General features: G+C 67.2%; 22 protein-coding genes. 13 read left to right on the forward strand and 9 right to left on the reverse strand.

Features of this window, described 5'->3' with window-relative positions; all coding sequences use genetic code 11:
- The 4 genes from AC1DSD_RS21215 to AC1DSD_RS21230 all read right to left on the reverse strand — a co-directional run.
- Nucleotides 1–1475: beta strand repeat-containing protein (locus AC1DSD_RS21215; protein WP_478032893.1), on the reverse strand; the 1475-nt coding region annotated here is incomplete at its 3' end.
- A gap of 413 nt (nt 1476–1888) precedes the next feature.
- A complete protein-coding gene (locus AC1DSD_RS21220; RefSeq protein ID WP_478032894.1) occupies nt 1889–2953 on the reverse strand; it encodes a S1C family serine protease in 1065 nt (354 codons plus the stop codon).
- Nucleotides 2950–4698, reverse strand: a complete 1749-nt coding sequence (locus AC1DSD_RS21225; protein ID WP_478032896.1) for a chloride channel protein — start codon at nt 4696–4698, stop codon at nt 2950–2952. Before AC1DSD_RS21225 ends, AC1DSD_RS21220 begins: the two co-directional genes overlap by 4 nt.
- A 56-nt stretch (nt 4699–4754) precedes the next feature.
- Nucleotides 4755–5873, reverse strand: coding sequence for a CaiB/BaiF CoA transferase family protein (locus tag AC1DSD_RS21230; protein ID WP_478032897.1), 1119 nt, complete (start codon nt 5871–5873; stop codon nt 4755–4757).
- Nucleotides 5874–6078: 205 nt separating this feature from the next.
- Between AC1DSD_RS21230 and AC1DSD_RS21235 the strand changes: the two genes are divergently transcribed.
- Nucleotides 6079–6822 carry a potassium channel family protein gene (locus tag AC1DSD_RS21235; RefSeq protein WP_478032899.1) on the forward strand — a complete coding sequence of 248 codons (744 nt, stop codon included), beginning with the start codon at nt 6079–6081 and terminating at the stop codon, nt 6820–6822.
- Between the two features lie 30 nt (nt 6823–6852).
- Here AC1DSD_RS21235 and AC1DSD_RS21240 read toward each other — a convergent pair whose 3' ends face one another.
- On the reverse strand, nt 6853–9120 hold the full coding sequence (locus tag AC1DSD_RS21240) for a transferrin receptor-like dimerization domain-containing protein (protein WP_478032901.1): 2268 nt from the start codon (nt 9118–9120) through the stop codon (nt 6853–6855).
- A 360-nt stretch (nt 9121–9480) separates the two neighbouring features.
- Nucleotides 9481–10530: a LacI family DNA-binding transcriptional regulator gene (locus AC1DSD_RS21245; RefSeq protein WP_478032903.1), complete on the reverse strand. Its 1050-nt coding sequence runs from the start codon at nt 10528–10530 to the stop codon at nt 9481–9483.
- Between the two features lie 242 nt (nt 10531–10772).
- Here AC1DSD_RS21245 and AC1DSD_RS21250 point away from each other — a divergent pair, with 242 nt between their 5' ends.
- The gene (locus AC1DSD_RS21250; protein ID WP_478032905.1) at nt 10773–12014 is read left to right on the forward strand and encodes an MFS transporter; all 1242 of its coding nucleotides are present in this window, start codon (nt 10773–10775) and stop codon (nt 12012–12014) included.
- Between the two features lie 46 nt (nt 12015–12060).
- Here the strand turns inward: AC1DSD_RS21250 and AC1DSD_RS21255 are convergent, their stop codons facing one another.
- On the reverse strand, nt 12061–12825 hold the full coding sequence (locus AC1DSD_RS21255) for a hypothetical protein (protein ID WP_478032907.1): 765 nt from the start codon (nt 12823–12825) through the stop codon (nt 12061–12063).
- 167 nt (nt 12826–12992) lie between these two features.
- Here AC1DSD_RS21255 and AC1DSD_RS21260 point away from each other — a divergent pair, with 167 nt between their 5' ends.
- From AC1DSD_RS21260 to AC1DSD_RS21285, 6 genes are all read left to right on the forward strand, one after another.
- The gene (locus tag AC1DSD_RS21260; RefSeq protein ID WP_478032908.1) at nt 12993–13709 is read left to right on the forward strand and encodes a DUF4129 domain-containing protein; all 717 of its coding nucleotides are present in this window, start codon (nt 12993–12995) and stop codon (nt 13707–13709) included.
- On the forward strand, nt 13706–14926 hold the full coding sequence (locus AC1DSD_RS21265; protein WP_478032910.1) for a hypothetical protein: 1221 nt from the start codon (nt 13706–13708) through the stop codon (nt 14924–14926). The genes AC1DSD_RS21260 and AC1DSD_RS21265 overlap by 4 nt, the downstream gene beginning before the upstream one ends.
- On the forward strand, nt 14923–15879 hold the full coding sequence (locus AC1DSD_RS21270) for an AAA family ATPase (RefSeq protein WP_478032911.1): 957 nt from the start codon (nt 14923–14925) through the stop codon (nt 15877–15879). Before AC1DSD_RS21265 ends, AC1DSD_RS21270 begins: the two co-directional genes overlap by 4 nt.
- A 145-nt stretch (nt 15880–16024) precedes the next feature.
- On the forward strand, nt 16025–17341 hold the full coding sequence (locus AC1DSD_RS21275) for a DUF58 domain-containing protein (protein ID WP_478032913.1): 1317 nt from the start codon (nt 16025–16027) through the stop codon (nt 17339–17341).
- Nucleotides 17338–18369, forward strand: a complete 1032-nt coding sequence (locus AC1DSD_RS21280) for a stage II sporulation protein M (RefSeq protein WP_478032914.1) — start codon at nt 17338–17340, stop codon at nt 18367–18369. Before AC1DSD_RS21275 ends, AC1DSD_RS21280 begins: the two co-directional genes overlap by 4 nt.
- Complete coding sequence (locus AC1DSD_RS21285; RefSeq protein WP_478032915.1) at nt 18353–19237, forward strand: RDD family protein; 885 nt, start codon at nt 18353–18355, stop codon at nt 19235–19237. Before AC1DSD_RS21280 ends, AC1DSD_RS21285 begins: the two co-directional genes overlap by 17 nt.
- Nucleotides 19238–19406: 169 nt before the next feature.
- Here AC1DSD_RS21285 and AC1DSD_RS21290 read toward each other — a convergent pair whose 3' ends face one another.
- Both AC1DSD_RS21290 and AC1DSD_RS21295 read right to left on the reverse strand, forming a co-directional pair.
- Complete coding sequence (locus AC1DSD_RS21290) at nt 19407–20090, reverse strand: PilZ domain-containing protein (RefSeq protein WP_478032917.1); 684 nt, start codon at nt 20088–20090, stop codon at nt 19407–19409.
- A gap of 165 nt (nt 20091–20255) precedes the next feature.
- A complete protein-coding gene (locus AC1DSD_RS21295; protein ID WP_478032919.1) occupies nt 20256–20747 on the reverse strand; it encodes a TlpA family protein disulfide reductase in 492 nt (163 codons plus the stop codon).
- 139 nt (nt 20748–20886) lie between these two features.
- Between AC1DSD_RS21295 and argH the strand changes: the two genes are divergently transcribed.
- The 5 genes from argH to AC1DSD_RS21320 are packed head-to-tail and all read left to right on the forward strand — an operon-like array spanning nt 20887 to nt 25521.
- Nucleotides 20887–22299: an argininosuccinate lyase gene (gene argH, locus AC1DSD_RS21300; RefSeq protein WP_478032942.1), complete on the forward strand. Its 1413-nt coding sequence runs from the start codon at nt 20887–20889 to the stop codon at nt 22297–22299.
- On the forward strand, nt 22296–22535 hold the full coding sequence (locus tag AC1DSD_RS21305; RefSeq protein WP_478032921.1) for a hypothetical protein: 240 nt from the start codon (nt 22296–22298) through the stop codon (nt 22533–22535). The genes argH and AC1DSD_RS21305 overlap by 4 nt, the downstream gene beginning before the upstream one ends.
- 6 nt (nt 22536–22541) lie before the next feature.
- Entirely contained in the window at nt 22542–23813 is a 1272-nt protein-coding gene (lysA, locus tag AC1DSD_RS21310; RefSeq protein ID WP_478032923.1) for a diaminopimelate decarboxylase, read from the forward strand.
- The gene (locus tag AC1DSD_RS21315; protein WP_478032925.1) at nt 23810–24568 is read left to right on the forward strand and encodes a precorrin-2 dehydrogenase/sirohydrochlorin ferrochelatase family protein; all 759 of its coding nucleotides are present in this window, start codon (nt 23810–23812) and stop codon (nt 24566–24568) included. Before lysA ends, AC1DSD_RS21315 begins: the two co-directional genes overlap by 4 nt.
- Nucleotides 24565–25521 (forward strand): CorA family divalent cation transporter, encoded by a 957-nt coding sequence (locus AC1DSD_RS21320; RefSeq protein ID WP_478032926.1) that lies wholly within the window; start codon nt 24565–24567, stop codon nt 25519–25521. Before AC1DSD_RS21315 ends, AC1DSD_RS21320 begins: the two co-directional genes overlap by 4 nt.
- Nucleotides 25522–25532 lie beyond the last annotated feature (11 nt).

Here is a 25532-nt window from a genome sequence, read left to right on the forward strand (position 1 = left end):
TGCGCCTGAACGTCGATCCCGTCCTTGCCCGCCGTCAGCGCGGTCACTGCGCCGGTGGTGACGCTGATATTGCCGCCTGCGGCCGTATCGCGAACGAAGATGCCCTCACCGCCGGCCGAGCTGCTCGCGCCCGAGATGTCGACCGTGACGGTGCCCGAACCATTGTTCAGGATGTTCGCCGCGTCGCCCGTCCCGCCGACGAACCCGCCGGTGCCGGTGACGCTGATATTGCCCGCGCCGCCAGTCCCGCCAACCAGGCTGAGGCCGCGCGTCGCGCCGGTCACCGTATCGGCAACGGTCACGGTCACCGCATCGTTGCCGACTGCCTTGATGCCCTCGGCCGCCGTGCCCGTCACCGTGCCGTTGGCGGTCACGCTGACGGTGCCAGTGCCAAAGTTGTGCGCATCGATGCCGGTCGTGCCCGAGACGTTGCCCGCGGTCACATCGACATTGCCCGCGCCCGCGACCTTGGTCTGCTGCGCGATGATCGCGGTGTTGCTGGCCGCGGTGACATCGCCCGCATTGACCGTGACGTTACCGCCCGTCGTCAGCGCGAAGATGCCGTTGCCGGTCGTTACATTGACCGGACCGACCGTAGTGACACTGGTGGTACCCGACCCGAAATTCTCCGCATCCACGCCGAATCGCGCATCGATCGAGCCGTTGGCGGTCACATTGATATTGCCGGTCGCCCCAGCATTGAGAAGCGCCGCCACCATGCCGGCATTGCCCGCCTGGATGTTGCCATTGGCGACCTCGGTGATGTTGCCGGTCAGCGACGAGCTCTGCGCGTCGATGCCGTCCTTGCCGGCGGTCAGCGCGGTGACGGTGCCGTTAGTGGTGATGTCGATCCCCGTGCTGGTGGCAACGTCGCGAACCGTGATGCCTTCGCCGGCCGCGGCGAAGATGTTGCCGGCGGTGATGCTGACCGAGCCGACCCCGCCACTCTGCCTCGCATCAAGCGCGTTGCCGTTGCCGTTGTTGACGATGTCGCCGCCGGTATAGACGATCGGCCCGCCAAGCGCAGTGAGCGATAGCGCCGCGGTGCCGCCCGCGGTCGGCGTATTACCCGCATCGACGCTGATCGTGCCGCCATTATTGACCGTGATGCCGCCCGTTCCATTGTTCGTGAAAGCGAGCCCGTTGCCGCTAATCGTTGCTCCGCTGTTGACGGTGACGACGATCGGGGTGGGGAGGATGCCCTGGTAATTGCGATCGACCGGCGGGTTGGCCGGAAAGGTCGTGTCGGTCGTGGACGTATCCGCGCAGGTCACCGTTGTGGCACCGACGACGCATTGCGCCCAGGCCTCGCTAGGCGCGAACACGCCCAGGCCGACAAAAGCCGCCGCCGCGACGGTCGAGCGCAACGTCAGCCGGCTCGCCTGCGAGCGCAGATTGCGGCGGCGTGCGGCTATCGAGGATGACACCTTGGAGTCGAAAGGAAGACGGCCCGACGAATACGGTGTGCGTGTCATATTATTCCCCTCTGTTGCGCGGACTTAGCACGCACGACCCGAAGGCCGCACGATTAGGCAATCGTCCGTGTGTGCTGGTCTAATACTTCATGATTATTCGCCGCTATTGGCTAAATGCGACAATTCACGAACTTATCCAACGCAGCGACTCTAGGGGTTATGGCGGTCACTATCTTCGCGTAAGATATTGTTTTTAGCGAGAAACGATCGCCGTTTTCACTCAAAATGGTCGCGATCTGCGCCGACAGATCGAAATGCCGGCGATCGCGGCGACGCTCACGATCGCACAATCTGAGGCCGGAACTCGAGCAGGTGGATCGCGATGGGGATCAACAGCTCGTCAGCCGGGCCCGTTTCGCTTTCCTGGGTGATGAAACAGGCCGATATCGCCGGGCCGAGGGTGGGCCGCTCGATTACGACTTCAGGGTCAATTGCTGACGCTCGCCGCGCCTGACGATTTCGAGGTCGATCGACGCCGCATCGGGATCGAGCGCGCGGCCGAGTTCGGACGCCCCCGAGATCGGCGACTGGCCCGCGGTCAGCACGACGTCGCCCGCTCTCAGGCCGGCCGTGTCGGCAGGCGAGCCCGGTTTGACCATCACCACCACCGCGCCGCGCTGGCGATCGGCACCCAGCCGCTTGGCCAGAACGGGGCCCAAATCCTCGGTCACGATGCCGAACGGCGCCGCCGGCGGCGCTCCGCTGCGTAGCATCTCGCTGACGATTCGCGCGGCGACGTCGCCGGGAACCAGCACCCCGAGATCGCCGGCGCTGTCGTCGTCGGGAAAGGCGGACAGACCGAGCACGCGGCCGTCGCTGCCGATAAAGGGTACGCCCTCGGCGTTTTCGGTGGGCGCGGGGTCGATCGACACCGACGATCGCCGCGCCTCGCCGCCGCCCGCGAAATCCCGGGCGATCACCCCGGTCTGCACCGCGCATCCGCTTCCCGCGGGCGAGGTCAGGCTGAATCCCCATTGGCCGGTCCGCGGCAAGTCGGCGTCGGCGAATTGCAGCGTCGCGAAATTCCGTCCGTCGACCTTGACCAGCGCGAGCCCCGATAACGGGTCGTTCGCCACGACCTTGGCGTCCAGCTCGCGGCCGTCATTGAACTGGACCGGCAACGTATCGCGGCCGGCCAGCATCCGGCCGCTGGTGACGATATAGCCATCGGGCGAGACGACGATGCCGGCGAGCTCGCGCGATGCCAGCGGGTTCGGCTTGGCGGTCGAGGCCGGCGGCACGCCCAGCCCGATCCTGACCAGCGCCGGGCAGGCCGTGTCGACCAGATCCGGCAACATCTCGGAAGGAGAGGCGCGATTGGTCACGCGCTGGATCGGCGCGACCACGTGGCGCTCGACCGTCGCCATCGGGCGCCAGAGCTGTGCCCCGGTCACCACGCCGATCACGATCAACACCAGGACGACGGCGGCAGTGATCGCCAGTTTCCTGAACGGCATGGCGGGCGGGGTGGCACTCATTCGCCGAACAACTCGCGCTGCGCCTTTTCGATCTCATCGGTGTAGCGCCGCCGGACATAGCGCTCGCTGACCACGCCCAGCACGGTGCCGTCGGCGTCGGTGACGACGAATTCGTTGGCCTCGCGCTCCTCGAACGCGCGCATGATCGCCGCGGCATCCTGATCGGGCGACAAAGTGAAGTCGGTCAGGATCGCCGCGGCGGTGACCGGCGCATCCTCGGCTAGCGCGGGCGCATGCGCAGCGACGGTCGGGATCAACCCGGCATAGGCGCCGGTCGGGCCGAGCGCGACGACCTGAGTGATCGACCCCAGCGGGAAACGGCGGCGGAATTCGGCGATTGACGTGTCGCCCTCGATTTCGGGAATACCGCGCCGCATCATCCGCCCCGCGGTCAGCGTCTTGATCCAGCCGACATCGCGCGCGCTGCGGATCGTCTCGCCGCGCGTGTGCAGGCGCCAGGTCGAGAAAGAGAAGCCGAACGTCTCGCGCACCAAGGTGCTGGCGCACAAGCACGCGGTGATCACCACCGCGGTGAGCGCGAAATCGTGCGTCGATTCGAGCACGAGCAGCGACATCGTCATCGGCCCGCCGACCACCGCGACCGCCATCGCCGCCATGCCGACCAAGGCTGCGTCGTTGGCGCTGACATGCGCGGCGCCGGGGATGAGGTTGACCAGCCCCGCGAACAGCTGGCCGACCAGCGACCCCAGGAACAACGAGGCGAAGAACAGGCCGCCGCGAAATCCGAACCCGAGCGAGATCGCCGACGCCGCGACCTTGAGCACGAAGATCGTCGCAAGGAACGCCAGCCCGACCTTCATCGTCAGATCGAGGTGCAAGGCCCCATGCCCGGCCGACAATGCTTGCGGCGACAGCGCGGCGATCGGAATCAGCAGCAATCCGCCGAACACCGGGCGATAGATGTCGGGGATCGGCAGGCGCCGCGTCCCGATCTCGACCAACGTGACCGCGCGCATCAGCACGATGCCGACCACCGCGCAGACCAGCCCGAGCGAGGCGAACAGGAAATAGTCCCAGGTGGTGATCGCCTCCGCCGTGGGAAGGACGATCAGATAGGCCGGTACGCCCGAGACGCGCATCGTCACCACCGCCGCCAGCGCGGCCACTGCCACCGGCGCGATCGCCGCGGGCGTATAAGCGCCGAGCACGATCTCGAACGCGTAGAAGGCCCCGGTCAGCGGCGCCCCGAACGCCGCGCCCACCGCCGCGCCCGCCCCTGCCCCGACCAGCACACGGAGATCGGCGCGCCGCAGCCTCAGCCATTGCCCGACCACCGACGCGACCCCTCCGCCCATCTGGGCATAGGCCGCCTCGAGCCCGACCGACGCGCCCATGCCGTTCGACAACAGGGTTTGCGCGGCGACGGTCAGGCTGTCGCGCATCGGGATCACACCGCCATGCAGCGCATTTGCCTCGACCACGTCGACCGGCGCCCGGCCCCGGCGCAGCAAGCGGCCGAGCCCCGCCAGCAACAATCCGCCCAACGGCAGCGCGAGCAGCCGGAGCGGTTCGATCGTGGTTTGCGCGCTCAACCGCTCGTCGCCCGACACGCCGTAGAACAGCGACTGCATGAAATGCGCGATTCCGCTCTGGACCAGGGTGAGCAGCCCCGCCGTCAGGCCGATACCGAGCGCGAGCAGGATCAGCGCCGCTTCGCTGGTACGGAAGCGCCGCCGCAATCCGATCAACAGACCTGCGGGTCGAAAGGCGGGGAGGGTCGCCATCGCGATCCGCCTAATCGCCCAGGGCAAAGATGTCACCCGCCCCGCCGGGGCAAAAATCAGTCTTGCCGCGCTTCGCCAAGCCGCGGCGCCGGGCGACCGAGCGCGAGGTCGGCGTCGGAAAAGCGAATCGGCGTCCTGAGGCCGTCGAGCCGCTCGCCCGGCACGACCATGCCGCGCGCCTGGACCTGGGGATCGGTCAGCGCCTGCTCGACCGTGTTGATCGGTCCGACCGGGACACCGACCGCTTCCAGCCTGGCCAGCAGATCGTCGCGCTCGAACCGGCGCGTGGCCGCCTCGATCGCCGCGAACAACGGCGCGCGATGCTCGATCCGGCCGGCGTTGGTCGCCCAGCGCTGCTCGGGCTCGATCCCGACCACGCCGCAGAAGCGCTGGAACTGGCCGTCATTGCCGACCGCCAGGATGAACCAGCCGTCGCTGGTCGGGAAGACGGCGTAGGGTGACACGTTGAGATGCGCGTTGCCGACGCGCGGCGGCGTGACCCCGCTGGCGAAATAATTTGCCGCCTGGTTGGCGAGCACCCCGGTCATCGTGTCGAGCAACGCCATGTCGATATGCTGGCCGCGGCCGGTCTGGTCGCGCTGGATCAGCGCTGCCTGGATGCCGATCACCGAATAGAGGCCAGTGGCGATATCGGCCATCGCCACGCCGATTTTCTGCGGCGCGCCGTCGGGATCGCCGGTCAGGTCCATCATCCCGCTCATCCCCTGGATGATGAAGTCGTAGCCGGGACGCGGGGCATAGGGCCCGTCCTGGCCGAAGCCGGTGATCGAGCAATAGATCAGGCGCGGGTTGATCGCCGCCAGGCTGGCATAATCGAGCCCGTATTTGACGAGGCCGCCGACCTTGAAATTCTCGATCAGCACATCGCTCTCGGCCGCCAGCCGCCGCACCTCGGCCTGCCCCTCGGCTGTGGTGAAGTCGATCACCACCGATGATTTCCCGCGATTGCACGAATGGTAATAAGCCGCGTCGCGCGTACCGTCCGGATTGGTGATGAATGGCGGACCCCAGGTCCGCGTATCGTCGCCGGCCGGACTTTCGATCTTGATCACCTCGGCGCCGAGATCGGCCAGCACCTGACCCGCCCAGGGGCCCGCCAGGATACGCGCGAGTTCGAGCACCTTGAGGCCGGCGAGCGGAGCGGATTTGGTCATTCGACTTCCTTGGCGCCTGATCGCGGCGATGTCACTGCCATCCGGCGCGCTGACGTCTGGGCGATAACGAGCGTCTAGCGCCGACGCCGCCGGCCGGACATGGCCGATCGCAACGGCGAGTCGACACGAGATGCCTCATTGCGCCCCGCGCTCCGTTCGTCGCGGCCGCCATTGCCAAGCCGTGGCGGCCGCCCGAAAACGCGGCATGCCGAGCACAGTCCAGACCACTTTCAACACCCTGCGCCAGCATCGAGTCGACACCGCGCTGACTGCCCTGCTCGTCCTTCAGGGCGTGACCTTGTTCGCGGTCATTCCGTTTGGCGCGCGTTCGACCGGCGGGCGGATCCTGCTCGATCTCTGTCATTTCTCGTTCGCCGCCATCAGCGTCGCCGCGCTGACGCGGCACCGCGTGGTCCAGGGCGTGGTGATCGCCGCGCTGGCCTTGTTGGCGATGGGGCCATCGGTGTCGCAACGGCTGGGCGCCGACCTCCATCTCGACGTCGCGGCACAACACGAACTGGTCGCGCTGATCGCGTTCGCGTTCAACGCCGCCATCACCGCGCTGATCGCCCGCCACGTCTTTTCCGCCGAGCGCGTGACCGTCCACCGCGTGCGCGGCGCGATCCTGCTCTATCTCAACGTCGCCGCTCTGTTCGGCATCGCCTATACCGCGCTCCAGCAAGTCGTGCCCGAGGCGTTCCACATCGTGATACAGCCTGGCGAGGCGCCGACCGCCGCCTTCACCTATTTCAGCCTGACCACGATCACGACGGTCGGCTTTGGCGACATCACCCCGCTCCATCCCCTGGCGCGCAGCCTGGCGACGCTCGAAGCGGTGTTCGGTCAGCTGTTTCCCGCAACCCTGCTCGCACGCCTTGTCGCGCTGCATCTGGCACACGAACAGCAACCGCCGAAGCAACCCGTTCAGACAGACGCCGACCAATCCTGACGATCGTCGAACGGTCGAAGCGGCAGGAAATCAGCCCTTCAACAGCCTGACCGCCGCGTCGAGTCGGTCGGCATAGCGGTTGAGCGCCGCTGCGGTCTTCGCGACATATTCCTTGGCATCGTCGAAATGGCGCTGCTCGATCCCTTCGCGAATGCCGGGCAAGGTCTTGGCACCATAACCGGTCAGCGTTCCGGGTGCGTAGATCAAATTGCGGTACCAGGGCCGCCCAGGCAGGCCGTCCTTGTCGAGCAGCAATTGATCGACTCCCTTGAGCACCGCCATCGCCTTGGCGACCTTGTCGGGCGAGGCACGCTCGAAGGCGGCATCGGCGGCGCGCGACGCGCGGGTCAGATGGTCCGACGCATCCTCCAGCGCGAGCATGTCGATCAGCGGGGTCACGCCTTTATCCTCCGGCGCGGCGGTGGGATCGACCGGGTTGGCGGTCAGCTTGAACACGTCGTCGCGGTTGAGATCCTTGAGCGCGCGGTCCTGGTCGCGCTGGTCGGCGGCGAGCTTCTTCACTTCGCCGACATAGCGCGCCACGGTCGAAGCCATGTCGCCATAGCGCACCGGCACGCGCGGTGCGGCGGCCGCGCGCAGCACCATCCGCCCGACGAACTTGGACAAGGTCGCGCCATAGACCAGCCCGGGATCGTCGAAATTGGTGACGTGGTAATAAGTGTCATAGGCGGAGTGATACGACCCGCCGCCCGCGCCCTCTCCGCCGAAGCCGAGATTGACCGAGGGGATGCCGAGATGCGCGATGAACGAGCTATAGTCCGAGCCCGAGCCGAGCGCGCCGATCGGGATGTCGCCGCCCGCTTTCGCCGCCTCCAGCGCACCCGATCCGGCGTCGCGGCCGCTGCCCGAATAGGCGCCGGCACGGATGCTCGCGCGCAGCCGGTCGTAGACGCTGACCCCGGTCTGCGGATCGGGCACGTCGCGCGCGATCGAATTGACGAAATGCTGCAGCGTATGGCTGCCCTCGGCGCCGAGGAAACCGCGCGAGGTGTCGTCGGTGTTGATGTAGAGCACGGCCTTGGCCTGGAGCTCATCGGCATGCGTCTCGGCCCATTCGGTCGAGCCGAGCAGGCCGGGTTCCTCACCGTCCCAGCTGGCATAGACCAATGTGCGGTCGGGCCGCCAACCGGTCTTCGCCAGCACGCCGAGCGCCTTGGCTTCGGACATCAAGGCGACCTGGCCCGACAGCGGATCGTCGGCGCCGAACACCCAGCCGTCGCGATGGTTACCGCGGACGATCCATTCGTCCGGACGCGTGCTGCCCTTCATTACCGCGATAACGTCGTAGAGCGTCTTGAGCGACCAGTCCGACTTGACCGCGAGATGGACCTTGACCGCATCCGACCCGCCCCAATGATAGGGGATCGGCAATCCACCGCGATCCTTGCCGGTCACCACCGGACCGTCGAGCCCGGCGAGGATCTTGACCGCATCGCCATAGGAGATCGGCAAGGCCGGGATCTTGAGGATCGTCTTGGCCTCGGCGCGAGTCAGGCGCTTGGCGTTATCGGTCGCGCCGATACCGGGCGTCAGCGGATCGCCCGGATAGGTGGTCATATCCATCACCGATCCGCGCTGGACGCCGCCTTCCGGCCGCGCGCCGCCCTTGGGATAGACGTCGCCGCGGGCATAGCCGTCGTCGCCCGGGTCCGAATAGATCAGGCAGCCAACCGCGCCATGCTCCTGCGCCAGCTTCGGCTTCAGCCCGCGCCAGCCGCCGCCATAGCGCGCGATGACGATCTTGCCCTTGACGCTGATCCCGCGCCGCGCGAGCGAATCGTAATCGTCGGGCATGCCGTAATTGACGTAGACAACCGGCGCGGTGACATCGCCGTCACCCTGATAAGCGACATAAGGCGGCAGCGCGCCATCGAGCTTGTCGGGACCGAGTTGCGGTTCCTGCCCGCCCAGCGTCACGCGGTCGGCCCCTACCAGTTCGAGCGTGGTCGAGATCGGGGTCGGGTAGAGCACCTTGAAGGTCTCGATATGCGCGTCCCAGCCCCATTGCCTGAACAGCGCCAGCTCCATCTCGGCATTGGCCTTGTCGTGCGGGCTGCCGACATGGTTGGGCGCCGACGACATCTCCTTGAGCCAGGCGAGCTGATCGGCGCTGCTGATCTGGGCATCGAACGCCTTTTCGGTCGCGGCGGTGCCGATGGTCTGCGCGCCGAGCGGTTGCGCCGCGACCAATGCGATTGCCATGGCGGCCAGCGCCGATTTGGCGTTCATCCGGACGCGACGCGCCCCCGACCGACCCCGATACTGGTCCTTCGCCATCGCGCGCCCCTTTGCTGCTGGATCAACCCCGTTGGAAACGGAGCGCACCCTAACGAAGTCTTTGGAACAGGCCAGTCTTTCCGTGCGAGACTATGTCGGCTCACGTTGCGGCGCACTGGGTCGCCGCTCCCCTAGAGACTGCCCTCTCCCGCTTGCGGGAGAGGGAGGGCCCCGCCGCGGAGCGGTGGGAGGGTGAGGGTCTTCTTTCTTCTTTTTTGGTTCTACTTGCTTGGAAGAAAGAAGACCCTCACCCAACCCTCTCCCGCGCGCGGGAGAGGGTTCAATTCGGAAAGGGCGTGCCTTGGCTCGACAGCCCCTCCGCCGAACCCCGCAAGTGGAAGGGGGAAGGCAACACCGCGATCAACCCGGCGCGGCAGTCGATCCGCGGATGGCGAGCTCCGCCGGCACCACGACAGGCTCGGCGGACTCATGCTTGCCGGTGCGGTCGGCGATGATCAGTTCGACCGCGCGCGACGTTACTTCGGCGATCCGCTGAACCACGGCGGTGAGCGGAGGATGGGTGAAGCGGACGATCGGCGTGTCGTCGAAACTGATCAGCGACAGATCGCGCGACACCGCCAGCCCGCGCTCGCGGCCGACCTCCAAGGTCGCCAGCGCCATCTGATCGTTGCTCGCGACGATCGCGGTCGGGGCCGGCGCGCGGCCGAGCAATTGCGTCGCGGCGGCCTTGCCCGACGCAAAAGAGAAGTCGCCGGCCGCGAGCAGGCCGTCGGTCGGCAACCCCGCCGCAGCCATCGCCGCCCGCCAGCCGTCGACGCGCCAGCCGCTCACTTCGTACTCCGGCGGACCGGCGATGAAGCCGATCCGTCGGTGTCCGAGGCCGATCAGGTGCTCGGTCGCGAGTCGTGCCGCGCGTTCGTCGTCCAGCGTCAGCGCGAACCCCGGCCCCGCCCGCAGCGACCCGATCCGCGCAAAGCTGATCCCGTGCGCGACCAGCAGGTCGATGATCAGCGGGTTCTCCGAATGCGGCGGAGTCAGGATAACGCCGTCGGGCTGCAGCGATGCGATCGCCGCGAGCAACTCGCGCTCGATATGGTCGCTATGCGTGTCGATCAGTTCGACGATCAGGCGATAGCCGTGCTGCGCGCAGGTCAGCATGCCGCCGAGCAGCATCTGGTCGACCCAGTCGCTGCCCTCGCGCGCGCGCCAACCCTCGATCGTACGCTCGCGATCGTTGAGCGCCAGGATCAGATAGGATCGCGTCCCGGCCAGCCGCTGCGCGGCGATCGACGGAACATAGCCAAGCTTGTCGATCGATCGCTGGACGCGCTCGATCATGTTGCGCCGGACATTGGGCTCCTTGTTGATGACCCGGCTGACCGTCTGCATCGACACGCCGGCATCAACGGCGACATGCTTGATCGTAATGCTCTGCCTGCGCCGCGCCATCGACCGCTCAGCGCCCGATCGTCGCGCAAGCGGCCGGGCTCGACACCCGGTCGCGCGGCATTTCAGTGGTCGGACGATGGCTGCGCGGCATGATCCTTGGGTAGCTTCATATTGAAAGAGCAGGAAGCCCTGAATCCGTGCGTCTTTCGTCACGTTCACGAGGCGACGATCGGCCAAACCCTCCAGTCCCCGATCTATCCGTTGCCGAGCCTTGCCCGCGCGTACATGATGCCAGCCAACCGATGTCCCGCATCCCCGCCCCGCCAGTCGACCGACGACGCGACACGACCGGCGGCGCGGCAGCCGGGCGGCGCTCGACCGGGTTCCTGCTGCTCTATGCGCTGGCCAATGCCGGCGGGGTGATCGGCTATCTCCCGCTGCTGACCTTGTTGCTGGCGATCAAGGTCGAGACGCTGGCGGGCGAGGCGCGAGTCGACCTGCTGACCGCGACCGTGATCGCCGGAGCGATCGCGGCGAGCACGTCCAACATCCTGTTCGGCTGGCTGAGCGACCGATCGGTGGCGCGCGGCGGCGGCCGGCGGGGCTGGATGGTGGGCGGCCTGATCGCGACGATCGCTGCCTATGCGGCGATCGCGGTCGCGGACAGCCCCGCGACGATCATCGGCGCGATCGTGTTCTTCCAGGTCGCGCTCAACGCGGTGCTGGCGCCGCTGGTCGCGGTGATGGCGGACGAGATTCCCGATTCGCAGAAAAGCACTACCGGCGGTCTGTTGTCGCTTGGCTATCCGGTCGCGTCCGGCGTGCTCGCATTGGTTGTCGGCATTTCCGCGCTGGGGGAGACGAGCCGGCTGATGATCGTCATCGCGGTCGCCGCTATCTGCCTGACGCCGCTGATCCTGAGCCACGCGCGACCGCTGCCGATCGTCGATCCGCCGCGCGCCGCGGTCGCGATGCGCCGCCATGACCTGGCGGTGGCATGGTGCGCGCGATTGCTCTTCCAGGTCGCGGGGTGCGTGCTTCAGCTCTATCTGCTCTATTATTTCGAAAGCATCGTCCCCGATCGGCCCAGGGACGAACTGGCGGCGCACGTCGGAAACCTGCTGACGCTCTCGTTCATCGCGCCGTTACCGATCGCCTTGCTGTTCGGGCGGCTGTCCGACCGGCTCGACCGCCGCAAGCCGTTCCTGGTCGCCGCCGCTGTCGTCACCGCGGTCGGGCTCGCCGGCATGGCGGCAGCGCATAGCTGGACGGCGGGAGCGATCGGTTTTGCCTGCTATACGATCGGCTATAGCGTGTTCCTGCCGCTTCAGGTCGCCTTCTCGATGCAATTGCTGCCCGACCCGCGGCATCGCGGGCGCGATCTCGGCCTGTTCAACCTGACCAATACCTTACCCTCGTTGCTCGGCCCGTTGCTGACCTGGTGGCTGGCATCGCCACGCGATTTCGCCGCGGTCATGGCGATGCTGGCGGTGCTGGTCCTGTGCGCGGGGCTGGCGATGCTCGGCGTGCGGGGGAGGCGTTAAAGTCGGAGGCCGGCTGTTCTTTAGAAGCAGACCGCCGTCACCAGGTCTAGGCGAACACCGCGTCGAGCCCATGCGCTTCCGGCCCCTCTTTCAGCCCGCGCAACTCGATGTAGACGGCGGTTGGAAGTGCCCCGGCGATCGTCGCGCTGATCGTCCCGCTGACCATCGTCGCACCCGCGACCAAGAGTGACATCGCGTTGCCGGCGCCGCTGACCATACCCGTTGCGCCCGCGATGCCGCCGACGATCGCCCCGAGGATCACGAGGCCGACCAGGAACGCGAACAAGATCAACAGCACGACGAAGACGTTCCAGCGCTCACCCTTGGTCAGGTCGGCACTGCGTCCCAAGGCAGCAAACACGCCTTCGCGCTCCGCGATCACGACAGGCGCCGCGACATACCACATGACTGCGAGGATGATGCCGGGAACGATCAACAGGATCGCCGCGAAACCGACCGCCAGACCGCTGACGATGCCCAATCCCAGCAGCGGCAGCAGTCGGCGAAGGGCCGTCGACAAGCATTCGCCGAACGTCGCCCGCTCGCCATGGCTCGAAGCGATCGTCGCGCGCACCAAGGCGCCTTGCGCCAACACCGTGAAGACCATGTTGAGCAGCGACGCGAGGATCACGACGCCGACATATTGACCCAGACTGATCGAGCCCGCCGCAAGCTGTGGCGTGAGCGATTCCTGGAAATAGGAGATCACGCCCTGCGGCAGACCTCCGAACAGGAACGCGATGCCCAACATCACGAACAGATTGCCGAAAATCGCCCCGAAAGCGGTGTTGAGAATGCGTCCGATCGACATGAAGCCCCCTTATGTCTCTGTCGCAAGCTGAACCCCGCGCTCATCGCTGTCCAGAACAACTTGGTTCAAAAGGAACTTTTAGCGGTTGCGTGCTTACCTGCATGGGGTAAGCAATGTGGAGTTCGGGTGCAGGCCCAGTCTGCACCGTCGTAGCGCAGGGGTGGCGTTTGGCCGGGGGGAATACGCATGGTGCCGCGGCCGCTGCCGACCGCTTCACCGCGGCGCATGACGCGCTGCGCGCGGACCCGTCGGTCCAGTTCACGCTGGCCCCGCCGCCTCCGCCCCCGGCACCGCCGGCCTGGCTCAAGGGGCTCGCCCATTTCTTCGAATGGCTGGGGCACGTGCTCGCCCCGATCGGCCGCTTCTTCGCCTGGCTGACCAGCTTCATGCCGGCGGCGCCTTATGCGCGCATCCTGTTATGGGGCGTGATCGGCATTGCCGCGCTGGCACTGATCTGGCTGATCGTCGAGCGGCTCCGCTACGGCCAATGGCGCCTGCCCCGCCGCCGATCGCGCGCCGCGATGCCGGTCGCGATCGAGGAAGAGGAGCAATGGCAGCCCGACGCCGCGCAGGGCCGCGCCTGGCTCGACGAAGCCGATGCGCTCGCTGCCAAGGGTCTGTTCGCCGAAGCGGTCCACCACCTGCTGTTCCGCTCGATCGAGGATATTCGCCAGCGCCGGCCACAAGCCGTTCGCCCGGCACTGACCAGCCGCGAACTCGCCGCCGCGAGCGCGATCCCGAGCGGCGCGCGCGACTTGTTCGCGTCGATTGCCCGCCATGTCGAACACAGCCTGTTCGGCGGCCGCCCAGTCGACGCCGATGCCTGGCAAGCGGCGCGCGCCGCTTATGCCGACTTCGCTCTTCCCAAGATGTGGAAAGCATGAGCGACCTCGTCATCGGCCGCGGCAGCGACGATCGCGGCGCGTTCCGCCTGCGCACGGTGATCCTGTTGCTCGCGGTCGGCATCATCGGCTTCGTCGCCCTGCTGCTCGGCAATGCCTATGAGGCACCGGCCGATTCGACCAACGGATCGTCCGCGCACGCGCTGTCGAACGGCGCGACCGGCTATACCGGCATCGTCCGGCTGGCGCGTGCGATGGGCAAGGATACGCGGGTGATTCGCGACCCGTCGCAACTCGCCGCCAACGGCCTGTTGATCCTGACTCCGCCGCTGGGATCGACCCCGCTCGGCGACGTGTTGTTGCGGCGCGACGATTTACCGACCCTGGTCGTGCTGCCCAAATGGTCGACCGCGCCGCAGCGCCCCGCCGGCCGTCCCGGCTGGGTGATGCGCTGGGGCCTGATCGACAAAAAGGAACCGGAAGGCGTGCTCGCGCCCGACCGCAAATTCACCGTCTCGCGGATGACCAGCGGCGGGCGTCCGCTCCGCTCGGCCGGCTGGATGACGGAAGAGTTCGGGTTCGAGGCACCGCGCCCGCTGCAGACGATCAGCGGCGCCGACCTCAAGCCGCTGCTGACCGACGATCAGGGCAATATCGTGCTGGGCGAAGTAGGCAGCAAATCGCTCTACGTCCTGGCCGACCCCGACATCCTGTCGAACATGGGGATGCGCAAGGAGAGCCAGGCGCGCGCCGCGCTCGCGCTGCTCGATGCGCTCAACCAGGACGCCGACCGCGATTTCGATTTCGACGTCACGCTGGCGGGGCTGGGCAAGGCCAAGAACCCGTTGCGGCTCGCCTTCGATCCGCCGTTCCTGGCGATGACCCTGGCGATCGTCGCGGCGATGCTGCTGGCCGGATGGCAGGCGTTCGCGCGGTTCGGTCCCGCGGTGCATCGCGAGCGCGCGATCGCGTTCGGCAAGACCGCGTTGGTCGACAATGCCGCCGCGCTGATCCGCAAGGCCGGGCGCCAGGCACGGCTCGGCGGGCGCTATGTCGAGGCGATCCGCGAGCGCGCGATCGTCGCGTTCGGCGTGCCGTCGCGGCTGCGCGGGCCGGCGATCGACGCCTATCTCGACAAGATTTCCGGGCGGTCGCGGTTCACAGACCTCGCCCAGGCCGTGGACGATGCGGACGACAAGGCAAGCCTCGTCGCCGCGGCGCGCGCGCTACACGATTGGCAGAAGGAGAAGGGCAAGTGACGGTCGAGGAAGTCCGCAATCTGGCGATGGCGATTCGCCAGGAAGTCGGCAAGGCCGTGGTCGGCCAGGAAGCGACCGTCGAGCTGATGCTCGTGGCGCTGTTCGCCGGCGGCCATATCCTGCTCGAAGGCCCGCCGGGCACCGCCAAGACGTTGCTCGCGCACAGCTTCGCGCGCGCGGTCGGGATCAAGTTCGGGCGCATCCAATTCACCCCCGATTTGATGCCGGGCGACATTATCGGCGCCAATCTGTTCAACTTCCAGACCTCGACCTTCACGCTGACGCGGGGGCCGATCTTCACCGACATGCTGCTCGCCGACGAGATCAACCGCACCCCGCCCAAGACCCAGGCGGCATTGCTCGAGGCGATGCAGGAGCGCACCGTCACGATCGACGGCGAGAGCCTGTCGCTGGGCGATCGCTTCATGGTGGTGGCGACGCAGAACCCGATCGAGCAGCAAGGCGTCTATCCGCTGCCCGAGGCGCAACTCGACCGCTTCCTGTTCAAGCAGACGGTCGACTATCCCTCGGCCGCCGAGGAGCGCAAGATCATCGCCACCCACGGCGCCAGGACCGGCTCGATGGAGCCCGAAGGCTGGGGTGTCGAGCCGCGCGCCGACGCCGCCAAGATCGGCGAGGCGATCGCCGCGGTCGGTACCGTGCGGCTGGTCGACGAAGTGATCGACTATATCGCCGCTTTGATCCGCGGCACGCGCGACGTCGCCGACCTCGAAAGCGGCGCCTCCCCCCGCGCCGGCGCGATGCTGGCGGGCGCGGCGCGCGCCAGGGCCGCGCTCGACGGGCGCGACTTCGTCATTCCCGACGACGTCAAGCAGCTCGCGCCCGCGTTGCTCCGCCACCGCCTGATCCTGTCGCCCGCCGCCGAGATCGACGGCCGCATGGTCGAGGAAGTGGTGCATTCGATCATCGAGACGATCGAGGCGCCGCGGTGACAAGGCTTCGCTCCGGTAGGGTACATCAAGCCCCTCCCCTTCAGGGGAGGGGTTGGGGTGGGGCCTATCCACAGGCGACTGGCTTGCGGCACTGCCCCACCCCCAACCCCTCCCCTGAAGGGGAGGGGCTTTTGGGAGGCTATCATTGATCTACCCAACGCGCTTCGCGGTGATGGCGGCGGCGGCGGGAGCCCCCGTCGCGCTGTTGATCGCCGTGCTGGCGCCGGACCATTGGTATGCCGGGCTGGCCTGGCCCGCGGCGATCCTGCTCGGCGCGCTGATCGACGCGATGCTCGCCTTGCCTGCCGGCCGTATCGCCGCGGGACTGACCCTGCCGCGCACCGCCAGCGTCGGCGAAACGGTCGACGCGGTGATCAGCGTCGAGGGACCGGCGCGTGGCGGGCCCGGCAATGTCCAGATCGCGATCGCCGCCGATCCGCTAGTGGCGCTGGAGGATGACGGCCGCGCCATTGTCCAGCTCGACCAGGGCAAGGGCGCGATCGCGCTGCCGGTCGCGACCCGCCGTCGCGGCACCGCGCATTTCGCGACTTTCTGGGTACGCTGGCGCGGCCCGCTCGCTCTGGTGTGGCGGCAGAAGCGGATGGCGAGCGAGGCGGCGCTCAAGATCCTGCCCGACATCCGCCCGGTCCGCGAACGCGGCGCGCGGATCTTTCAGCGCCACGCGCTGCAGGGACTGATGACCCAGCTCGACCGCGGCGACGGCACCGATTTCGATGCTTTGGTCGAATTCCGCTCGGGCATGGATCGCCGCGCGATCGACTGGAAGCAATCGGCGCGGCACCAGAAGCTGCACGCCAAGGAATATCGCACCGAGCGCAACAACCAGATCGTCTTCGCGATCGATTCGGGGCGCCAGATGTCCGAGCCGGTCGCCGGCATCCCGCGCGTCGACCGCGCGGTCGCGGCGATGCTGCTGACCGGTTGGGTCGCGCTCAAGCTCGGCGACCGTGTCGCACTCCATTCGTTCGATTCGCGCCCGCGCATCGCCAGCGGGCTGATCTCGGGCGCCTCGGCCTTTCCCGAGCTCCAGCACCTCGCCGCCGGGATCGATTATTCGGGCGAGGAAACCAATTACACCTATGCGCTGACCACGCTCGCCGCGCGGCTGACGCGGCGGTCGATGATCGTGATGTTCACCGAATTCACCGACCTGACCAGCGCCGACTTCATGATCCGCGCCGCCGCCCGGCTGGTCGAGACGCATCTGTTGCTGATCGTCGTGCTGCGCGACGAGGAACTCGAATCTTTGGTCGATCACGCCCCCGATACCGCCGACGATATCACCCGCGCGGTGACCGCGGCGGGATTGCTCAAGGACCGGCTGCTCGCGCTGACCCGGCTGCGCCACCTCGGCGCGCACGTGATCGAGAGCGACTATGACCGCGTCGCCGATCGCCTGGTCGAGGGCTATGTCGACCTCAAGCGGAGGAACCTGCTGTGACGGCCTATGTCGAAGCCCGCACGCCGCTGGTCAACGCGACGCGCTTCCGCGCGGTGCACGAGGCCGATTGGGATCAGCTCGACAAGATCCTGACCTTGATCGAGAAGCGCGGCGTCAAGGCGGTGCCCGATCAGCAATTGCTGGTCCTGCCTTTGCTCTATCGCGCCGCTCTGTCCTCGCTGTCGGTCGCGCGCGAAACCTCGCTCGACCGCGCGCTGATCACCTATCTCGAACAGCTTTGCACGCGCGCTTATTTCCAGATTTACGGCGTTCCGACCTCGCCGATGAAGCAACTCGCGCATTTCTTCGCGCGCGGCTGGCCCGAAGCGGTGCAGGCCTTGTGGAAGGAGACATTAGTCTCGTTCCTGCTGACTGTCGCCGGCGCGGTAGTCGCCTATCTGATGATCGCGCACGATCCATCCTGGTATTATGCGATGATCCCCGACGGCATGGCCCAGGGACGTGACCCGACCGCGAGCACCGAATTGCTCCGCCAGACTCTCTATGACGGCGGCAAGGACGCGCAACAGAGCGCGCTCGCCTTGTTCGCCTCGTTCCTGTTCACCCACAATGCGCAGATCGCGATCTTCTCGTTCGCCTTGGGGTTCATGTTCTGCGTGCCGACCGCAGGGCTGATCGTCTATAACGGCCTGATGCTGGGGGCGATGGTCGAGGTCTTCGCGTCGAAGGGGCTGGGCTATGGTTTCATCGGCTGGCTGATGATCCACGGCACCACCGAATTGTTCGCGATCATCATCTCGGGTGCGGCGGGGTTCCGCATCGGGCTGGCCATCGCCTTTCCGGGCCGGCTGTCGCGCACCGACGCGGCCGTGGCGGCGGGACGGTCGGCGGCGACCGCGATGGGCGGCACGGTGGTCATGCTGGCGGTCGCCGGATTGCTCGAAGGGATCGGACGCCAGACCATCACCAATGACGAATTGCGCTATGCGATCGGGCTGGTGATGCTGGCCGGCTGGCTGCTCTATTTCTACATGCCGAGGGGGAAACGCGATGGCGCGCCCGCCTAGCCGTACCTCGATCGCCGCACTCCGGCGCCGCTTCATCACGCCCGAGGGCGTCGACCTCAATATCGAGCTTGGCACGGCGAGTGCGCGCGCCGGCGCGTTCCTGCTCGACGGCGTGCTGATGCTGGGCGTGCTGATCCTCGCCACGATCGCGATCGGGCTGATGGCGTTCGCGTCGCGATCGATCCTGATGGTCGGGCTGTGGATCGTCGGCTTCTTCATCCTGAGGAACGGCTGGTTCACCTTGTTCGAAATGGGCGCGCGCGGCGCGACGCCGGGCAAGAGGATCGTCGGGCTGCGCGTGGTGGCGCGCGACGGCGCGCGGCTGACGGGCGGCGCGGTGATCGCGCGCAACGCGATGCGCGAGATCGAGATATTCCTGCCTCTGTCCTATTTCTTCGCTTCGCTCGGCGCGATGTTCACCGGCGGCGATGTGCTGTTGCCGCTGCTCGCGCTCGCCTGGAGCATGATCTTCCTGTTCTTTCCGCTGTTCAATCGCGACCGGCTGCGCGTCGGCGACCTGCTGGCCGGGACCTGGGTGGTGCACCGCGCGCGCGCGCAACTCGGCCACGACCTCGCCGCGTCGGCGGCGCAAAGCACCCGCCCGCGCCGCGTGTTCAGCGACGCACAGCTCGATCTCTACGGCATTTACGAACTGCAGACACTCGAAGAGGTGCTGCGCGGCGGCCATACCGACGCGATCGTCACCGTCGCGGCCGCGATCCGGCGCAAGGGCGACATGCCCGACGATGGCGACGATTACGGCTTCCTGTCGGACTATTACGCCGCGCTCTGTGGCCGGCTAGAGCGCGGCATGATGATCGGGCTCAGGCGCGAGGATAAATATTCGAAGGCGACGCGCGCGGCGTAAGCGCTTGCCCATCCCAATCGTCGTGCCGGGTGTAGGCCCCTCCCCTTCAGGGGAGGGGTTGGGGTGGGGCCTGTCCACGGGCGACAAGCTCGGTGAGACTGATACGCCCCACCCCCAACCCCTCCCCTGAAGGGGAGGGGCTAGAAGGTCTAATGATCCGCCCGCGCCTTCACGCCTCCGGTTTGCGCAACAGCCTGTCCCGCAACGCTTCGAGATTGACCCCGGCGATCGCGGCGCCGCGGTCCTTCGCCTTCAGGATGGCGGAGAGCTGGTTCAATATCTGGCAAGCATTGTCGAACCGCTGGAGCGCCTCGCCATGGCGTTGCAGTAGCGCCATGTCGCCGATCAGATCGCCGGCCACGTCATCCAGCATCCTTTGGACATGATCGAGCTCCTCGGCGACGCGTGCTTCGGGATCGGTGATGAGTTCGGCGGACCTGGCAGCCGGCACGTCCTCATCGAGGATATCGCGGCCGCCGCGAATCGCCGCCTGGATCTGATCGACTCGCGATTGCCCCTGACCGAAGATCGCCGCCGGCGCGCGGCGACCGGCAACCCATTCGTCGACCGACGCGGCACCTTCGAACTGGATTCCGCAGCGACCCTCCGCTCGCCAGGCCACGACACCGCGCATTTCGACCTCGAGACGCTGCAGGATGACCGACGCGCCGGGCTCGGGCAGCGCGTGACCGTCGACCATCGCGCCCTTTTCGGACAGGTTGCGGATCCTGACCGGCGCGGTCACGCCTCCCGAACGGATGGTCGCGGTCAGCAACAGGTTCTTGCGCGGCGCGCGAGCGCGAGCCGACGCGCCGGGATCGCCGGCCGCTCCGCCCTGATCCTGGTCACTCATGCCGATCGATTCCGTCGCGACCAGTCGGACGGCCCGCAATGGCAATCGGGCGCCTCAATATTCGCCATCTCCACCATATCCGTAGGTGCTACAGCAAAGTATGACGGTCGGCGATAGCGCGCACCCACTCCTATGGACAAGCTGTGCACAGCGCACGCGAACCCGCTATTTCGCCTCGGCCAGCAGGCCCCGCGCGGTCGGGCTGGTCCAGTCCATCCCGCCGATCATCCGCCACACTTCCTTGCCCGACGAATCGTAGAGGATCGTCGTCGGCAGGCTGGGGTTGCCGAACGCCGCCGACATGTGCAGCTCCTTGTCGGTATAGGCCTTGACCGATTTGAGCCCCGCTTTGGCGAGATAGGGGTCGACCGCGGCCCTGCCGTCCAGATCCTGGCTGACCGTCACCACCTGCACCTTGCCCTCGCCCGCCAGCTTGTCGAGCGTCGGCATCTCGGCCTTGCACGGGCCGCACCAGGTCGCCCACAGATTGAGCAGCACCGGCTTGCCGGCGAAACTCGTCAAAGTCAGTGGCTTGCCGTCGGGACCAGTGAAGCCGGCATCGGGCGCGACCTCTCCCTTATGGTCGCGGACCAGCTTGCCGATGACGTCCGTCCCGGTATCTGGGCCGGTATCGGGCGCCGAGGGCGCGGGCGTCATGTTCGACGCTTCGTCGAGCGTCGGCAGCGCGGCGCTGTCGTTCGCTTGCCCCTTGGGAGTGGACGGCCTATCGCAGCCGCCGATCAAAGCGGTGGCCGCGAGGAGAAGAACGATAGAGCGCAAACAGACCTCGAACGCGATGTGGGGCGGTCGGTTCGCTGAGGGACCGGCGGCGGTGATGCGCGAGATAAATGCCTCGATACCGTTCGACAAGCGTTTGTGGCGTCAGGACATCGCCGGGTCGAAGGCGCATGTCGCGATGCTGGGCGCGCAAGGCATCTTGAAAGCCGACGATGTCGCCACGATCGCCAAGGGGCTCGACGCGGTCGCCGAGGATTATGCCCGCGACGGCGTGCCCGACGATCTCGCGCTCGAGGACATCCATATGCTGACCGAGGCGCGGCTGGCGGAGAAAGTCGGGCCGGTCGCCGGGCGGCTGCACACCGCGCGCTCGCGCAACGATCAGGTGGCGACCGATTTCCGGCTTTGGGTGCGCGATGCGATCGATCAGGTCGCCGCCGCCCTGGGCGAATTGCAGGACGCGCTGATCGCGCGCGCCGAGGAGCATGCCGAGGCGGTGATGCCCGGCTTCACCCATCTCCAGTCCGCGCAACCCGTGACGCTGGGCCATCATCTGATGGCCTATCACGACATGATCGCGCGCGATCGTAGCCGCTTCGCCGACAATCGCGCGCGGATGAACCGCTCTCCGCTCGGCGCCGCCGCGCTCGCCGGTACCAGCTTCCCGCTCGACCGCGATGCCACGGCAAAGGCGCTCGGGTTCGACGGCCCGACGACCAATTCGCTCGATTCGGTCAGCGACCGCGACTTCGCGCTCGATTATCTGATGGCGGCGACGCAATGCTCGCTGCACCTGTCGCGCCTGGCCGAGGAGTTCGTGATCTGGGCGTCGCAGCCGTTCGGCTTCGTCGCCATGTCCGACCAATGGTCGACCGGCAGCTCGATCATGCCGCAAAAGCGCAACCCCGACGCCGCCGAGCTCGTCCGCGGCCATGCCGGGCGGATCATGGGCTGCATGACCGCTTTGTGCGTGACGATGAAGGGCCTGCCGCTGGCCTATTCGAAGGACATGCAGGACGACAAACCGCCGGTATTCGAGGCGCACGACCTGCTCGCTTTGTCGATCGCGGCGATGACCGGCATGGTCGAAAGCGCGACGTTCCGCATCGACCGTATGCGTGGCCTCGCCGAATCGGGCTTCGCCACCGCGACGGATCTCGCCGACTGGCTGGTGCGCGAAGCCGGCCTGCCGTTCCGCGAGGCACATCACGTCACCGGCCGCGCGGTCAAGGCCGCGGAAGAGGCGCACGTCGCGCTCGATCAATTGCCCGTCGAAACGCTGAAAGCGATCGATGCGCGAATCGACGAACGCGTCTATGATGTGCTGAGTGTCGATGCGTCGGTCGCGAGCCGCACCAGTGCTGGCGGCACCGCGCCGATACGGGTACGGGAGGCCATCGCGGCCGCGAAAGCGGTACGCGCAAACGAGGGCGCGGCGGCAAAGGCGGCGCGCACGGGAGAAAAGACGTGAAACGGTTTGTCATCCTCGGCCTGGTTCTCGCGCTGTCGGCATGCGGTGCCGCGCGCGATTTGAAACCGGTCGCGGGCAAGGCGTTGCCGGTCGCACCTTATGGCGCCACCGCCACTCCGACGCCGAACCAGCTCCTCACCGCCTCGATCCAGGCGCGCCCCGCACGCAGCGACGATTTGCTGACCAGTTCGCAGGAGCGCCAAGGCAACGAATTCGATCTCCCCCCCGCCAACTGAGTTTTCATGGACGATTTCAACCTGAGAAACGGCGAGCTCTACGCCGAAGACGTCCCCATGGCGCGCATCGCCGCCGAGGTGGGAACTCCCGTCTATATCTATTCGCGCCGCACCTTCGAGCGGCACGCGCATGCGTTTCGCGACGGCCTGAAAAACCTGCCGCGGGTCCATCTCGCTTATGCGATCAAGGCCAATCCCAATCTCGCGGTGCTGCGGGTGATGGCCAATGCCGGTTATGGCGCCGACGTCGTATCGGGCGGCGAGCTCGAACGTGCGCTGGCTGCCGGCGTGCCGGCGCGGGATATCGTCTTCTCGGGCGTGGGCAAGACCCGCGGCGAGCTGGCGCAGGGGCTCGACCGCGGCATTGGTCAGTTCAATCTCGAGCTCGAAGCCGAAGGCGTCGCTTTGTCGGAAATCGCCGCCGCGCGCGGAATCAAGGCGCCGTGCGTGCTGCGGGTCAATCCCGATGTCGATGCCGGGACGCACGCCAAGATCTCGACCGGCAAGGCGGACAACAAGTTCGGCGTCGCGATCGCCGACGCGCCCGCCATCTATGATCGGCTGTCGAAGCTTCCCGGCCTCGAATTGCGCGGCGTCGCCTCGCATATCGGCAGCCAATTGCTCAGCGTCGCGCCGATGGAAGCGACCTATCGCCGGATCGGCCAGCTCGTCGCCGATCTGCGCGCCGCCGGCCATCGCATCGACCGCGTCGATCTCGGCGGCGGGCTGGGCGTCGCCTATCGCGCCGAGGACAAGCCCGAAAGCCCCGCCGCTTATGGCGAGATGGTCGCGCGCGTCACCCGCGACTGGGACGTCGAACTGATGTTCGAGCCCGGCCGGGTCATCGCCGGCAATGCCGGGGTGCTGCTGACCCAAGTGATCTGGGTGAAACCCTCGCCGACCAATCCCTGGGTGATCGTCGACGCCGCGATGAACGACCTCGCACGGCCGGCGCTGTACGATGCCTGGCACGATTTCGTCGCGGTGAAGCCGAGCGGCGCGCGGTTCGTCGCCAATATCGCCGGTCCGGTCTGCGAAAGCGGCGACACCTTCGCCAAGGCGCGCGACATCGACCGGGTCAAGGAAGGCGACCTCGCCATCTTCCGCACCGCCGGCGCCTATGGCGCGACCATGGCCTCGACCTATAACAGCCGCGCCTTGGTGCCCGAGGTCATGGTCGACGGCGACCGCTATGCCGTCGTCGCCGAGCGCATCCCGGCCTATCGCGTGATGTCCGAGGAACATGTCCCCGACTGGCTCGGGACGGTTGCCGCGTGACCTTGCACAGCCTGCCGGTCTTCCTCCGGCTGGCGGGGCGGCCGGTGATGCTGATCGGCGAGGGCGACAGCGCGGACGCCAAACGCCGCCTGCTCGACCGCGCGGGCGCGACGATCGTCGGCGAAAAAGATGACGCGGCGCTGGCGATCGTGGCGCTCGAGGACCCCGACGCGACGGTCGCGCGGCTCAAGGCGCGCGGCGTGTTGGTCAATGCGGTCGATCGCCCCGATCTGTGCGACTTCACCTTGCCCGCGATCGTCGATCGCTCGCCGGTGATCGTCGCGATCGGCACGGGCGGGGCGTCGGCGGGGCTGGCAGCGGCGCTGCGTCAGCGGCTCGAATCACTGCTGCCGACGACGCTGGGTGGACTCGCCGACGCGCTGTATGCGGTTCGCGCGCGGCTCAAGGCGTCGCTCCCCGATATGGATGCCCGCCGCCGCGCCTTGGCGCAGGCGCTGAGCGAAGGCGGTGTGCTCGATCCGCTGGTCGCCGATGCGGCCAGCGTCGATGCGTGGCACGGCGACGCATCGTGCCCGAGCGCAATCGAGGCGATCCGCCTCTCCTCCCCCGACCCCGACGATCTCACCTTGCGCCAGGCGCGCTTGCTCGCCCAGGCCGATCGCGTGGTCCACACCCCCGACGTGCCGACCGCGATCCTCGACCGCGCCCGCGCCGACGCACCGCGGATCGTTTCGGTTGCGCTGCCCGTTGATCCGGCAGAAGGGCTGACCGTGTTTGTGGAGATGGCGCAATGAGCGGTTTCGCCTATCATGTCGACGAAAGCGGCAAGTCGACGCGGTGCGAGATCAAGCAGGCGCTCGATATCGAGCACGGCTTCGTCTGGGTCCATCTGACGACCAACAACGAGCACGCCCAGGCCTGGCTGCGGGACATCGCCAAGCTCGACGATTATCTGGTCGATGCGCTGACCGCGACCGAGACGCGTCCGCGCTGTGAGCAGTTTGGCGACGGCGCACTGCTCAATTTGCGCGGGCGATCCGAGGATGAATTGGTCTCGTCCGACCCGCTCGCCTCGGTCCGCATCTGGGCGCTCGGCGGGCGCGTCATCTCGGTCACGCGCAAGACATTGAACGCGATCAAGCTGGTCGAACAATGCGTCGAGGCTGGCCAGGTGCGCGATCCCGGCGACTTGATCACCGAATTCGCCACCGCGATCACCAGCGACCTCGACCCCGATGTCGCGCAATTGGGCGACGATCTCGACGAATGCGAGAGCTCGCTCGACAATGAGAAGATCTTCGAGTTGCGCCGCACCGTCACCCGGGTCCGCGTCCAGTCGATCGGCTATCGCCGTTTCCTTGCGCCGCAGCGCACGGCGATCGAAAAACTGAGCACGCTCCAGGTCGGCTGGCTGGGCGACGACGACCGCCTGCATCTGTCGGCCGCCGCCGACCGCGCGGCGCGCATGGCCGAGGAACTGGAGAGCATCCGCGAACGCTCGGCGCTGACGCATGAAGCGCTGACCGACCTGCGCGCCGAACAGATCGACCAGCGCGCGCTGATCATCTCGATCGTCGCGATGATCTTCCTGCCGCTGACGTTCCTGACCGGGTTGTACGGGATGAACGTCAAGGGGCTGTGGCTCGCCGACAAATCATGGGCATTCGATGCGATCGTCGGGATCTGCGTGCTGACCGCGGTGAGCGTGACAAGCTATTTTGTCCGGCGGCATTGGCTGCGGGGTTGAGGCGCGACGGA

The organism is Sphingomonas sp. P4_D12, assembly GCF_056401895.1.

Bases quoted from the DNA above. Each gene is read 5' to 3' on its own strand.
- AC1DSD_RS21230 (WP_478032897.1), bottom strand. From the start codon at position 5,873: ATGACCAAATCCGCTCCGCTCGCCGGCCTCAAGGTGCTCGAACTCGCG.
- argH (WP_478032942.1), top strand. From the start codon at position 20,887: ATGTGGGGCGGTCGGTTCGCTGAGGGACCGGCGGCGGTGATGCGCGAG.
- AC1DSD_RS21225 (WP_478032896.1), bottom strand. From the start codon at position 4,698: ATGGCGACCCTCCCCGCCTTTCGACCCGCAGGTCTGTTGATCGGATTG.
- AC1DSD_RS21250 (WP_478032905.1), top strand. From the start codon at position 10,773: ATGTCCCGCATCCCCGCCCCGCCAGTCGACCGACGACGCGACACGACC.
- AC1DSD_RS21220 (WP_478032894.1), bottom strand. From the start codon at position 2,953: ATGAGTGCCACCCCGCCCGCCATGCCGTTCAGGAAACTGGCGATCACT.
- lysA (WP_478032923.1), top strand. From the start codon at position 22,542: ATGGACGATTTCAACCTGAGAAACGGCGAGCTCTACGCCGAAGACGTC.
- AC1DSD_RS21320 (WP_478032926.1), top strand. From the start codon at position 24,565: ATGAGCGGTTTCGCCTATCATGTCGACGAAAGCGGCAAGTCGACGCGG.
- AC1DSD_RS21255 (WP_478032907.1), bottom strand. From the start codon at position 12,825: ATGTCGATCGGACGCATTCTCAACACCGCTTTCGGGGCGATTTTCGGC.
- AC1DSD_RS21240 (WP_478032901.1), bottom strand. From the start codon at position 9,120: ATGGCGAAGGACCAGTATCGGGGTCGGTCGGGGGCGCGTCGCGTCCGG.
- AC1DSD_RS21245 (WP_478032903.1), bottom strand. From the start codon at position 10,530: ATGGCGCGGCGCAGGCAGAGCATTACGATCAAGCATGTCGCCGTTGAT.
- AC1DSD_RS21235 (WP_478032899.1), top strand. From the start codon at position 6,079: ATGCCGAGCACAGTCCAGACCACTTTCAACACCCTGCGCCAGCATCGA.
- AC1DSD_RS21295 (WP_478032919.1), bottom strand. From the start codon at position 20,747: ATGACGCCCGCGCCCTCGGCGCCCGATACCGGCCCAGATACCGGGACG.
- AC1DSD_RS21285 (WP_478032915.1), top strand. From the start codon at position 18,353: ATGGCGCGCCCGCCTAGCCGTACCTCGATCGCCGCACTCCGGCGCCGC.
- AC1DSD_RS21290 (WP_478032917.1), bottom strand. From the start codon at position 20,090: ATGAGTGACCAGGATCAGGGCGGAGCGGCCGGCGATCCCGGCGCGTCG.
- AC1DSD_RS21265 (WP_478032910.1), top strand. From the start codon at position 13,706: ATGAGCGACCTCGTCATCGGCCGCGGCAGCGACGATCGCGGCGCGTTC.